11 protein-coding genes are annotated in these 12828 nt (G+C 71.5%); 7 read left to right on the forward strand and 4 right to left on the reverse strand.

All coding sequences use genetic code 11. The features are described from left to right. The first annotated feature begins 37 nt into the window (after positions 1–37). From BEK98_RS13200 to BEK98_RS13210, 3 genes are all read left to right on the forward strand, one after another. Positions 38–724: a transglycosylase family protein gene (locus BEK98_RS13200; protein WP_094216682.1), complete on the forward strand. Its 687-nt coding sequence runs from the start codon at positions 38–40 to the stop codon at positions 722–724. A 100-nt stretch (positions 725–824) separates the two neighbouring features. After that, on the forward strand, positions 825–1817 hold the full coding sequence (locus BEK98_RS13205; RefSeq protein ID WP_094216683.1) for a helix-turn-helix transcriptional regulator: 993 nt from the start codon (positions 825–827) through the stop codon (positions 1815–1817). A gap of 337 nt (positions 1818–2154) precedes the next feature. Continuing rightward, on the forward strand, positions 2155–2370 hold the full coding sequence (locus tag BEK98_RS13210) for an I78 family peptidase inhibitor (protein ID WP_094216684.1): 216 nt from the start codon (positions 2155–2157) through the stop codon (positions 2368–2370). A 107-nt stretch (positions 2371–2477) separates the two neighbouring features. On the opposite strand, the gene BEK98_RS13215 is transcribed toward BEK98_RS13210, so the two are convergent. Continuing rightward, positions 2478–3497: a phosphatase PAP2 family protein gene (locus BEK98_RS13215; RefSeq protein ID WP_094216685.1), complete on the reverse strand. Its 1020-nt coding sequence runs from the start codon at positions 3495–3497 to the stop codon at positions 2478–2480. 240 nt (positions 3498–3737) lie between these two features. Further along, positions 3738–4973, reverse strand: coding sequence for a glycosyltransferase family 39 protein (locus tag BEK98_RS13220; protein WP_094216686.1), 1236 nt, complete (start codon positions 4971–4973; stop codon positions 3738–3740). 259 nt (positions 4974–5232) lie between these two features. On the opposite strand from BEK98_RS13220, the gene BEK98_RS13230 reads away from it, so the two are divergent. Further along, entirely contained in the window at positions 5233–6870 is a 1638-nt protein-coding gene (locus tag BEK98_RS13230; protein WP_094216688.1) for an MFS transporter, read from the forward strand. Between the two features lie 68 nt (positions 6871–6938). Next, a complete protein-coding gene (locus BEK98_RS13235) occupies positions 6939–8123 on the forward strand; it encodes an acyl-CoA dehydrogenase family protein (protein ID WP_094216689.1) in 1185 nt (394 codons plus the stop codon). Between the two features lie 37 nt (positions 8124–8160). On the opposite strand, the gene BEK98_RS13240 is transcribed toward BEK98_RS13235, so the two are convergent. Both BEK98_RS13240 and BEK98_RS13245 read right to left on the reverse strand, forming a co-directional pair. Then, positions 8161–8598, reverse strand: a complete 438-nt coding sequence (locus BEK98_RS13240) for a cell division protein SepF (RefSeq protein ID WP_094216690.1) — start codon at positions 8596–8598, stop codon at positions 8161–8163. Positions 8599–8837: 239 nt separating this feature from the next. After that, positions 8838–9785, reverse strand: coding sequence for an ABC transporter substrate-binding protein (locus BEK98_RS13245; RefSeq protein WP_094216691.1), 948 nt, complete (start codon positions 9783–9785; stop codon positions 8838–8840). 419 nt (positions 9786–10204) lie between these two features. On the opposite strand from BEK98_RS13245, the gene BEK98_RS13250 reads away from it, so the two are divergent. Further along, the gene (locus BEK98_RS13250) at positions 10205–11062 is read left to right on the forward strand and encodes an amino acid ABC transporter permease (RefSeq protein ID WP_094216692.1); all 858 of its coding nucleotides are present in this window, start codon (positions 10205–10207) and stop codon (positions 11060–11062) included. Beyond that, positions 11059–12816 (forward strand): FAD/NAD(P)-binding protein, encoded by a 1758-nt coding sequence (locus BEK98_RS13255; protein WP_094216693.1) that lies wholly within the window; start codon positions 11059–11061, stop codon positions 12814–12816. Before BEK98_RS13250 ends, BEK98_RS13255 begins: the two co-directional genes overlap by 4 nt. Positions 12817–12828 lie beyond the last annotated feature (12 nt).

Raw genomic sequence — 12828 nt, forward strand, 5'->3', positions numbered from 1 at the left:
CGCCTGGGGGAGCCCGGGTTCGTGGAGAGGGAATTACATGTCCGAGTGTGCCGATACCACCCGCAACACCGCTCGTCACGACAGCGCCCGCAAGGGCCGTACGACGGCCGCCCTCGCCGGGGCAGTGCTGCTGGCCCCGCTGGGGCTGCTGGCCGCGACCGGCAACGCCGCCGCGGCGGACAACGGAGTGTGGGACCGCATCGCCCAGTGCGAGAGCGGTGGCAACTGGCACATCAACACCGGCAACGGCTACTACGGCGGGCTCCAGTTCTCCGCCGGCACCTGGCGCGCGTACGGCGGCACCGCCTACGCCCCGACGGCCGACCAGGCCTCCAGGAGCGCGCAGATCGCCGTCGCCACCAAGGTCCAGCACGCCCAGGGCTGGGGCGCCTGGCCGGTCTGCTCGGCCCGGGCCGGAGCCTCCGGCACGGCCCCGACGACCGCTTCCTCGGGTACGAGCGCCTCGGAGAACAGCGCGACGACGAAGTCCGCGCCGACGAAGTCCGCCCCCGCGAAGTCCGTACCGGCGAAGGCGCCGGAGCGCCCGGCGGGCCACACCGACCGCAGCGCGTCCCGCGGTGACTACACCGTCCGCGAGGGCGACACCCTGAGCGCCATCGCCGCCCGGCACGGGACCACCTGGCAGCGGGTCTACGCCGTCAACAAGAAGGTCATCGGCGACGACCCGAACCTGATCGTGCCCGGCCAGCGCCTCGCGCTCTGAAGCACGCGACGGGTGCCGGTCACCCCGGCCACCTGACCGGTACAGCCGCTGTCCTGAATGAGGACAGCGGCTGTCCGCATCCGCTGGCAGACTCGGCCCCATGTTGGAGACCTCGGCACGACTGCTGCGCCTGCTCTCGATGCTCCAGGCCCATCGCGAGTGGTCCGGCGCCGAACTCGCCGAGCGGCTCGGCGTCACCCCGCGCACCGTCCGCCGGGACGTGGACCGGCTGCGCGAGCTGGGCTACCCGGTCAACGCGAGCCCCGGCACCGGGGGCGGCTACCAGCTCGGCGCGGGTGCCGAACTGCCCCCGCTGCTGCTGGACGACGACGAGGCCGTCGCCGTCGCCGTCGGGCTGCGCACCGCGGCGGGACAGGGCATCGAGGGCATCGGCGAGACCTCCGTACGTGCCCTCGCCAAGCTGGAACAGGTGTTGCCGGACCGGCTGCGCCGCAGGGTGGGCGCCCTCAACGCCTTCACCGTGCCGATGCTGCGCGGCGGTCCGCCGTCGACCCCCGTGGACCCGGCCGTGCTCACCGAACTCGCCCATCTGTGCCGGGACGCCGAGCGGCTGCGCTTCGAGTACCTGAGCCACGCGGGCGCCGCCAGCCGCCGTACCGTCGAGCCGCACCGGCTGGTGTGCACCGAGCGGCGCTGGTACCTGGTCGCCTGGGACGTGGACCGGGAGGGCTGGCGGACCTTCCGCGTCGACCGGATCACGCCGAAGCCGCCGCACGGCCCGCGCTTCGTCCCGCGCGAGCCGCCCGCCGAGGATCTCGCCGCCTATGTGTCGAAGGGCGTCTCGACGAGCGCGTACGCCACGCACTCCACCGTCCGGCTGCTGGTCCCGCTGCGGGAGGCCGCCGAGCGGATCTCGCCGTCCGCGGGGATGCTGGAGGCCGACGGCGAGGACGCGTGCATCCTGCGCAGCGGTGCGCCGAACCTGGAGGTGATGGTCATTCACATCATGATGACGGGCGTCCCCTTCGAGGTGCTGGAGCCCGTCGAGCTGAACGAGGTGATCAGGAGGGTGCGGGACCGGCTGGACGCCGCACTGGCGCGGGCCGCCGGACCCGGCCCGGGCACCGGGTGACGACGGGGTGTACGTCGGTTGTGTGCTGAATCCGTGAATTTCCTATGCGGTGTCAGCTCGTCCGGCATGGCGCCGGATTCCGCGGGGAATCGCACCCCGGACCCGTTCCGATCCGGGCCGCGTCGCATTCCGCGGGGCAATTCGAGGGGCTGCTCCGGCACGCGGGAATTCTGTTCGATTGCCCCGGTGAGCGGTATGGAAACCCCCGTACGTGTGACGGAGTTCGAGGGAAACGCGTGTCGGGAACCTGTGACAGAAGCGTGACCGGAAGGGGACCCATGACGTGGTCCGCCGGTTCCGGCTTCCGTCGCCGGCCGATGCGGCCTAGCGTGGCCGCATGCCACCGATTCCCACTCCGCCAGCGGAGCCCCAGGACAGTCCGGACGGGTACGTCGGCCTCGACGCCGCCAGCGCCGAGCGGATCGCTCGGGAGCGCGGGTGGTCGACGGTACGGTCGCTGCCGCCGGGCACGATCATCACCATGGAGTACCGGGTGGGCCGGCTCAACTTCGAGGTACGGAACGGCCGGGTGACCCGCGCCTGGAAGGGCTGAGACTCCTCGCGTGCACGACGAAGGCCCCGCTCCCTCTTGCCGGGAGCGGGGCCTTCGTCATGGCGGGGGTTGGCTGTGCGTACCGGCCCCGCCGCCGTGGTGGAGCGTCAGTTGCCCGTCAGGGGGCGGGCCGGCTGGGAGGTGCCGCGCGGGAGGCGGTCGGCGTGCGGCGGGCGGCGGCTGCCCGCCGGGGTGACCGGGGTGCGCTCCGAACGGGCCGTGTGCGGGCCCGGGGCCAGATGGATCGGGGCCCGGGAGCCGCGCACCGGCTCGCGCGCCGGGGCGGCGGCCCGCTCGGCGGGGCGCGGCTTGAGCAGCACCGGCGAGGGCGTGACCGGGACGGCCGGCGCGGGCACCGTACGGCCGCGGCGGGCGCGCCAGCGGTCGCGCAGGTCGAAGAGCGCGGTCTCGGCCATGGTGATCAGCGGCTCGAACCAGGGCAGGGCGAGCAGGATCAGCAGGCCGGCGGCCCAGCCCAGCAGCACGTCGCTCAGCCAGTGCGTACCGAGGTAGACGGTGGTGAGGCCGACGCCGAGCGAGGTGACCGCGGAGAGCGCGGACAGCCAGCGGCGCGCCCTCGGGGAGGAGGCCAGATACGCCAGGATTCCCCAGGTCACCACCGCGTTGGCGGTGTGGCCGCTGGGAAATATATCGCCGCCCAGACCCATCTCGTTCGAGCCGATCACGGTCGCGTAGTGCGGACCGAGCCGCCCCATGCCGAGCTTGGCGGCGCCGACCGTGATGTTCAGCAGCAGCAGCGAGGCGGCCAGGGTCAGCAGCGGGCGCAGGGTGTGCTGCCGCCAGGAGCGCCAGCCGAGCCAGGCCGCGACCATCACGGCGGTGGGGCCGCGCTGGCCGAGCACCACGTAGTAGTCGAGGAAGGCGTGGATCTGCGGCCACTGCTGGTACGGCCGGAAGAACATGACCTGCCAGTCGAGCCGGACCAGCCAGGAGGTGATCACCACGGCCCACACGATCGCCAGGTAAAAGGCGAGGGTCGCGGTGAACAGCACGACCCGGTGCCGGCTCATCCGCGGCACATCGATGTGAGCCGGTCGTTCCGGCTCACGGTCCAGCCTGGCGAACACCCGGTCCAGACTCCGGGTGAGGTTTCGTTCGGTACGCACCCAATCGACGTTACAGCGAGTGAGCTCTGTTCCCGGTCGAAACAGCGGCTTTGTGATGACGATGTGATGTGGGAAACCTCTCAGGAGCCATCCGAATTCCTGGGATTCCGAATCCTGCGAGGGTCGCTTCCTGCAATTCCTTTGATCATGCCGGGGGGTCCGGTTTTATGGCGCTTATGAATTCGTTCACCGAATCATGGGATGGAATTCAGAGCGTGCTCATCGAACCGCTGAAGTTGATCATGGGGGACCGGAGCCGTTCAGCCAGAAGGCGCCGTAGACCGCCGTCGCCACCGCCACACCCACTGTGACCAGCGCCGACCTGGACGTCCGCAGCCGGGCCAGAGCGCGGGCGAGCGGGAACAGCACCGGGAAGGCCGGCATCAGCAGCCGCGGCTTCGACCCGAAGTAACTCGACGCGCACAGGGCGAGGGCCAGGACGACACCCGTGTACACCAGCAGCGGGACGGGCTGGCCCTGGCGGACGCCGGTCACGTAGAGCCAGATCAGCAGGGCCACACCGATGATCAGGCCCGCGCCGGCGAGAGCCGACGGAAATGACGTGAACTTGTCGATTACGAAGCGTGCGAAGGCGTACCCGCCGTCGAACCCGTTGCGCCACCCGGCCTGCACATCGAGATACCCGAGCGGACCCTTGCCGGTGCGGTGGCCGACCCAGAGGACATAGCCGGCGGCGCCCAGGGGCGCGAGAAGCATGCCGAGGGCGCGACGCCAGGCGGGTGCGCCGGTGGCAGGGCTGCGCTCGGCGTGCGTGGTGTCCGCCGGAGTGGGGGCGCGTTCGCCGTTTCGCGCGCCGTGCGCGCCTCGCGCGCTTCGATCTCGCACGAACGAGACCACGCCCGCCACCCACACCGCCGCGACCACCGCGAGCCCCACCGGCCGGGTCAGCCCCGCCAGCGCGGCCAGCGCCCCCGCGCTCACCCACCGGCCGGTCAGCACCGCGTACAGCGACCACGCGGCCAGCGCCGTGAACAGGGACTCGCTGTACGCCATCGACTGCACGACCCCGACCGGCAGCACCGCCCACAGCAGCACCGCGCAGACACCCACCCTCGGCCCGTACACGTGGTCCGCGACCGCGAAGATCCCCCAGGCCGCGGCGAGCGAGGCGAGCAGGGCGACGACGAAACCGGCGTCCGCGTACGACAGCGGCGTGACCGCGTGCAGCAGCCGCTCCAGCCAGGGCAGCAGCGGGAAGAACGCCAGGTTGGAGTGGACGTCGCCGTTCGGCAGCCGGACCTCGTAGCCGTAGCCCAGCTCGGCGACCCGGGTGTACCAGAGGGAGTCCCAGCGCGCGGTCAGCAGCGTGTACGCGCTCTTGTCGCGCGCGCCGCTCCACACGGCCAGCACGACCAGGCCCAGGGCGCGGACGGCCGCGTACCCGAGGAGGGCCGGCGCCGCCCGGCGCAGGGCGGGGGTGCGGGGTGGTGCCACGCACGTGTCAAGATCGGTCACGGGCTCGATTATCGACCGGACGGGGAACCGGGCCGCCCGCCGGGGCGTGGTCAAGAGCGGGCGGGGTGGCGTACGCCACACGGGTTCGCTCCTGCGTGTGAGAGGTCCGCCACGTGCCCCCGCGACGAACTCGCGTACGCTGACGAGTCACCCGCGTGGGTTTGCGCGGGCCGGAGACACCGCTCCTCTCCGGCCGTACGACGGGGAGTCCCCACCCCGCCGATCCGCAGCTCGCGAGGGATCATCTGGGAGGTAGTACATGTCCGGGACGACCACGGCTGCCGTACGGCCGCGCCGTCGGGAGGCCGGGGCCGGTGCCAACCGCTGGGTCGTCCTCGTCGTCCTCTGCGTCAGCCTGCTGCTCGTCGCCCTCGACGCGACCGTGCTGCACGTGGCGGTTCCCGCCGTCACCGAGGACCTCAGGCCCGACGCGATAGAGCTGCTCTGGATCGTCGACATCTACCCGCTGGTCTGCGCCTCCCTGTTGATCCTGTTCGGCACGCTGGGCGACCGGGTCGGCCGCCGGCGCATCCTGCTCCTCGGCTACGCCCTCTTCGGTGTCGCCTCCGCCGTGGCCGCCTTCGCACCGACCGCCCAGACGCTGATCCTCGCCCGGGCGCTGCTCGGGGTCGGCGGCGCGATGATCATGCCCGCGACGCTGTCGATCCTCCGCCAGGTCTTCCCGGACCGGCGCGAGCGCGCGCTGGCCATCGGTGTCTGGAGCGCGGTCGCGGCCGTCGGCGCGGCGGTCGGTCCGCTGCTCGGCGGCTTCCTGCTGGAGCACTTCTGGTGGGGCGCGGTCTTCCTCGTCAACATCCCGCTGATGCTGGTCAGCCTGCCGGTCGGGCGGATGCTGCTGCCCGAGTCGCGCGGTGACCGGGGCGGCCCGTGGGACGTGGTCGGCGCGCTGATGGCGGCGGTCGGCCTGTTCGGGGTCGTGCTCGGCGTGAAGCGGCTCGGCGGCGGTGAGCCGCCCGCGAGCCCGTTCACCCTGGTGCCGCTGCTGGCCGGTGCCGCGCTGCTCTTCCTCTTCGTACGGCGGCAGGCGCGGCGCCCGCACCCGCTGGTGGACCTGCGGATGTTCCGACGCCCGGCGTTCAGCACGTCGGTGGGCTGCATCGTGCTGGCGATGCTCGCGCTGGTGGGCCTGGAGCTGATCGCGGCGCAGTATCTGCAGCTGGTGCTCGGCCTGTCGCCGCTGGAGACGGGCCTCAGGCTGCTGCCCCTGACCGTCGCGGCGATGGCGGCGGGCCTCGCGGGCGCGCGGATGCTGCGCCGTTTCGGACCGCGCCGGATGGTGTGCTTCGGCTTCTGCCTGACCGCCGCGGCGGTGCTGACGCTGACGGCGATGGGCGCGAACGACAACGCGGGCCTGCTGCTGTTCGGCTTCGTCCTGCTCGGGTTCGGCCTGGAGATGACCCTCTTCGGGGCGTACGAGTCGATGCTGAGCGAGGCGCCGGCCGAGCAGGCCGGCGGAGCCGCGGCGATCGGCGAGACGTCGTACCAGCTCGGGGCCGGGATCGGGATCGCGCTGCTCGGCAGCGTGATGAACGCGGCCTACGCGCCCGGTCTCGCGTCGGTGCCGGGCGTCCCCCCGCACGCGTCGGACGCGGCGGGCCACTCGCTGGGCGAGGCCTACGAGGTCGCCGGGCGGCTCGGCGGGCCGGTGGGGGCAGCCCTGCGCCGGGCGGCGCGGGACTCCTTCGTGCACGGGCTGCATGTGACCCTGCTGGTGAGCGCGGGCCTGCTGCTGCTGGGCGCGGTGATGGCGCTGCGGCTGCCCCGGATCATGCAGTGCGGGGAGGAGCCCGCCGAGGTGGAGCTGCCGGCCCCGAGGGAGGCCGAGAAGCCGAGGGTCGCCGTGGCGGCTCTGGACGTGCGGGACAGCGCACCGTAACGTCGGCTGCACAGTCGTAACTAGCGTTGCTAGTTTTCACCGTGCCTCAGTGTGCCGGAGGGTGTTCCATGTCCGCGAAGTTGCCCCCGTTCGACGCCGCCGACCCGCTCGGGATCGACGACCTCCTGGAGCCGGAGGACCTGGCCGTACGGGACACGGTCCGCAGCTGGGCGGCCGACCGCGTGCTGCCCTACGTCGCCGACTGGTACGAGAAGGGCGAGCTGCCCGGCATCCGGGAACTCGCGCGCGAACTCGGCGGGATCGGCGCCCTCGGCATGTCGCTCACCGGGTACGGCTGTGCGGGCGCGTCGGCCGTGCAGTACGGCCTCGCCTGCCTGGAGCTGGAGGCCGCCGACTCGGGCATCCGCTCGCTGGTCTCCGTGCAGGGCTCGCTCGCCATGTACGCGATCCACCGGTTCGGCAGCGAGGAGCAGAAGCAGGAGTGGCTGCCCCGCATGGCCTCCGGCGAGGTGATCGGCTGCTTCGGGCTCACCGAGCCCGACCACGGCTCGGACCCCGCCGCCATGCGCACCCACGCCAAGCGCGACGGCGACGACTGGATCCTCAACGGCCGCAAGATGTGGATCACCAACGGGTCCGTGGCCGGGGTGGCCGTCGTCTGGGCGCAGACCGAGGACGGGATCCGCGGGTTCGTCGTACCGACCGACCGCCCCGGCTTCTCGGCGCCCGAGATCAAGCACAAGTGGTCCCTGCGCGCCTCCGTCACCAGCGAACTCGTCCTGGACGACGTACGGCTGCCCGCCACCGCCGTCCTCCCCGAGGTCACCGGTCTGCGCGGACCGCTCAGCTGTCTCTCGCACGCCCGGTACGGCATCGTCTGGGGCGCGATGGGCGCGGCGCGCAGCAGCTTCGAGGCGGCCCTGGAGTACGCGAAGACGCGGGAGCAGTTCGGGCGGCCCATCGGCGGCTTCCAGCTGACCCAGGCCAAGCTCGCCGACATGGCGGTCGAACTGCACAAGGGAATCCTGCTCGCCCACCATCTGGGGCGGCGGATGGACGCCGGCCGCCTGCGTCCCGAGCAGGTCAGCTTCGGCAAGCTCAACAACGTCCGCGAGGCCATCGAGATCTGCCGTACGGCGCGGACGATCCTCGGTGCCAACGGGATCTCCCTCGAGTACCCCGTGATGCGGCACGCGACCAACCTCGAGTCGGTGCTCACCTACGAGGGCACCGTCGAGATGCACCAGCTCGTGCTGGGCAAGGCGCTCACCGGGCTCGACGCCTTCCGCTGACCTGAGCAGCGGGGCAGGGCCGGTGAGCGGCCCTGCCTCAGCTCTGGTTGAAGAATCCGTCCTCGCGCCGCGCCGCCGGCTCCCCGCTGATGATCTCCGTGTTCGCCGGCGTCAGCAGGAAGACCCGGTTCGCGACCCGCTCGATCGTGCCCCGCAGGCCGAAGGTCAGTCCGGCCGCGAAGTCCACCACGCGCTTGGCGTCGGCGGGCTCCATCACCGTGAGGTTCATGATCACCGGGACACCGTCCCGGAACAGCTCGCCGATGGCGCGGGCGTCCCGGAAGCTGTCCGGGGTGACCGTGCCGATCCGGCGGCCCTTCTCCTCGGCCGTGTCCGTGGCCACCTTCACCCGCGGGTCCGTGACCCAGGCGTCTCCGGACTCGGTGCCCTCGGAGTAGTCGTCGTCGTAGTAGCGCTCGTCATCGTTGTCGTCGACGAGGCCGAGCCACGCACTCGCCTTGCGTACCGATCCCATGGACGCCTCCTCTCACAGCGGTCCTTCTTGCTTCCGCATCCCTATGGTCATCCATGATGCGGACGGCGCGCCAAGTGGATAGACGCCGCGCGGGGGGTTTGTGACGGTACTGGTGCAGAGGCGATCCGTCGAGAGTCCTTGTGTCCCAAGGGTCCTGACTCATACGGCTGCTGACTGAGAGTGAAATATGATTGTCGGAGGCGGATGGGTGAGCCACGGAGCGTACGGGTGAATGAACGTCAGTTCTTCAGCTCGGGCGGGGAGATCCGCGACTTGCCGATCGCCGAACCCGTCGTCCCCCACTTGTTGAGAATCTTGTCGTACGTGCCGTCGGCGATCAGCTCGTTGACCGCCGCCTGGAAGGCCGGGGCCAGCTTGGTGCCCTTCTTGAAGGCGAAGCCGACGTCGAGGCGGTGGTACTCGTTGAGGAATTTCACCCCCTGCTGGTGGGCGACCGCGTAACGCAGGCCGTTGATCGTGGACATCACGACGTCGCTGCGCCCCTGCTGCACCGAGGACCAGATCGCGCCCTGCTCCGAGTACGTCTGCACCTGGTACGCCTTCTTGCCGGCGTCGGTGCACACGTGCTTGTTGTCCTCCAGCGTGGCCTCGAAGGTCGTGCCCGCGCCGGTCGCGACGTTCAGGCCGCACAGTTGCTTCAGGTCGGTGATCCGGGACAGCTTGCTGTCCTTGCGGGCGGCGAAGCCCTGGCCGTCGTTGATGTAGGTGACGAAGTCGATGGTCTTGCGGCGCTCGTCGGTGACGCCGAAGTTGCTCGCGCCGAAGTCGTACTTGCCGCTGTCCAGGGCGGGCAGGATCGCCTCGAAGCTCGCCTGCTCCACCTTGAGTTTGATACCGAGCGCCCTGGCGACCGCCTTGGTGAAGTCGACGTCCTGGCCGGTCAGCGTCTTGCCGTCGTTCAGGTAGGTGGTGCCGGGCGGGGTGCCGCCGACGCTGACCGCGACGGTGAGGCTCGTGACGCCCGCCGGCAGCAGCTTCGCGGCCGCGTCGTCCTTCTTGACGGCGGAGATCACGTCCGTGGTGGGCACCTTGTCCGAGGCGGCCGCCACGTCGGCGGCGTCCGTCCCGCCCGAGCCACCGGACCCGGAGCCGCAGGCGGTGAGCAGCAGAGCGGCCGACGTGATGACGGCAAAGGGCAGGAAATGGCGATGGGCAGGCGTACGCATCGAAAGCGGTCTCCTGGAAGCGGAAGGCGTGAAGAAGCGCGAGGGGAGGGGGTGCGCGTGTGAAGGCGAAGACGAAAGAGAGAACAGGAAGAACGCATGGGCCCGCTCGGAGGCGGGCGCGCAGGGGGTCAGCTCAACAGGAGGAGGACCACACGCGACCGAAGTCGATGTGGGAGCGGGTGACCAGCCACTGCTGTGGATGCATGGGCCAAGTGGAACAGGCATCCGGTTCTGCGTCAACTGAGTTGAGACGTACGGCTCACAGTGTGGACGGCCTTGACAGTGCACCGAAACGCCCACGTACTCTCGATGAACGGCCCTGCTGAGGGGCTCGGCCGTGTGAAGGCACCCACCGTGTTCGTCCCCCACTCTCGACTTCGCTCGAGCGGGAGGGACCCCCATCGTCACGGAGCCTTCCCATGTCATCCGAAACCCTCGCCAAAGTCCCCGCCGCACCGGAAATACCCGAGCGTGCGGACGCCCTGACGATCGTCCCGCAGCGCCGGCTCGGCCAGTGGATCGCCGCTGTCGCCGTTCTCGTCCTGCTCGGCCTCGCCGTCGACTCGGTCCTGCGCAACAAGGCGTTCCAGTGGAACGTCGTCGCCGACTACTTCACCTCGGACTCCGTCCTGCGCGGCCTGTGGCTCACGCTGTGGCTGACCGCCGTCGTCATGGTCCTCGGCTTCGCCCTCGGCGCCCTGCTCGCCGCCTTCCGGCTCTCCGCCAACCCGGTGCTGCGGGCGGTCAGTTGGGGGTACGTCTGGCTCTTCCGGTCGATCCCGATCCTGGTGCAGCTGCTGCTGTGGTTCAACATCGGGGCGCTGTACCCGCAGATCCTCGGGGTGAAGACCGTCAACCTGCTCAGCCCGGTCGCCGTCGCCGTCGTCGGTCTCACCCTGCACGAGGCCGCCTACGCCGCCGAGGTCGTCCGGGGCGGCATCCTCTCCGTCGACCGCGGGCAGATCGAGGCCGCCCAGGCGCTCGGCCTGAGCCGCTGGCGGCGCTGGCGGCGGATCGTGCTGCCGCAGGCCATGCGCTCCATCGTGCCGCCCGCCGGAAACATGCTGATCGGCGCCCTCAAGGGCACCTCGATCGTCAGCGTCATCGCCGTCAACGACCTGCTGTTCTCGGCGCAGTTGATCTACCACCGCACGTACCAGGTCATCCCGCTGCTGATGGTCGCCACCCTCTGGTACACCCTCGTCACCTCGGTGCTCGGCGTCGGGCAGTACTACGTCGAGAAGCACTACGCGCGCGGGACGGAGTCCGCCCGATGAGGCCGCAGCTGGTGATCGTGGGAGCTGGGCCGCGGGGGACCGGACTCCTCGAACGCATCGCCGCCAACGCACCCGGCCTGTATGCCGGTTCGGGACTCGACATCCATCTGGTCGACCCCCATCCGCCGGGCGGCGGACGCATCTGGCGCACCGCGCAGTCGCCGCTGCTGTGGATGAACTCGCACGCCGAGGACGTCACCATGTTCACCGACGAGACGGTGCAGATGGCCGGCCCGGTGCGCGAGGGCCCCACCCTGCACGAGTGGGCGGAGCTGGACGGCCGCACCTTCGCCGACCGGCAGATCCAGGGCCGCTACCTGCGCCACGTGTACGAGCGGGCCCTCGCCGAGCTGCCCCCGGACGTCACCGTCCACCACCACGCCCGGCGTGCCCTGCGGGTGAGCGGCCCGCGCGAGGGGCGCCAGCAGGTGTGGCTGGAGGGCCGCCCGCGCCCCCTGCTCGCCGACCTGGTCGTCCTCGCCCTCGGCCACCTCGACTCCGAACTCGACGACGACCAGACCGAGTTGGCCGCGTGCGCGCGGGAGCACGACCTGGTCCACCTGCCGCCCGACTTCACCGCCGACAGCGACCTGTCCCCGCTGCGGGCCGGCGAACCCGTCCTGGTACGCGGCTTCGGGCTGGCCTTCGTCGACCTGATGGTGCTGCTCACCGAGGGCCGGGGCGGGCGCTACGAGGGTGACACCTACGTCCCCTCGGGCCGCGAGCCGGTGCTGTACGTCGGCTCGCGGCGCGGAGTGCCGTACCACTCGAAGATCGGCTACGACTGGACCGGCGACCGGCCGCGGCTGCCCCGCTTCTTCGGCCCGCCCGAGGTCGAGGCGCTGCTGGCCAGGCCGGAAGGCTTCGACTTCCGGAGCGATGTGTGGCCGCTGGTGGAGAAGGAGCTGGGCTTCGCCCACTACCACCGGCTGTTCACCGCCCATGCCGAGCGTACGGCGATGACCTGGACCGACTTCGAGGAGAAATACGCGGCCGCAGCCGACCTCGCCGAGACCGCGGCGCTCGTCGCCGCCGCCGTACCCGACCCGGCCGACCGCCTCGACCTCGCCGCGCTCGACCACCCCCTGGACGGGGTGCGGTACACCTCGCACGAGGAGTTCCAGGAGGGCCTGCGCGGCTATGTCGAGGGTGACCTGAGCCGTCGTCACGATCCCGAACACAGCGCCGACCTGGGCGTCTTCCTCGGGCTGCTCTCCGTCTACGGGCAGCTGGTGCGGCTCGGGAACGTCGGCCCCTGGTGGCACGGCTTCTTCAGCTACCTGGCGTCCGGGCCGCCCGGGCCCCGGCTGCGGCAGCTGCTCGCCCTGTCCCGGGCCGGGCTCCTGCGGTTCGTCGGCGCCGACATGACCGTCACCGCCGAGGACGGCGTGTTCCGGGCGGCCAGCCCCACCGTGCCGGGGTTCTCCGTCGAGGCGCGGGCGCTGGTCGAGGCCCGGCTGCCCGAGCCGACCGTGGGACGGGCCCGCGACACCCTGCTGCGGGAGCTGCACGCCGAGGGGGCCGCCGAGACCCCCGACGGGCTGCTGCGCATCGACCCCGCCGACGGCCGGATCCTCGACGGGGCGGGGCGGCCGCATCCCCGGCGCTTCGCCCTCGGCCCCTTCACCGACGGCCGCACCCCCGGCGCCTTCACCCGGCCGCGCACCGGCGGGCCCGCGTTCCGGCAGAACGACGCGACGGCGCGGGCCGCGCTGCGGTTCCTGGCCGAACTCGCCCTCCGCGCGGCCGCATGACCCCCCTGACTC

It is taken from the genome of Streptomyces diastatochromogenes, assembly GCF_002242805.1.
GTDB lineage: Bacteria > Actinomycetota > Actinomycetes > Streptomycetales > Streptomycetaceae > Streptomyces > Streptomyces diastatochromogenes.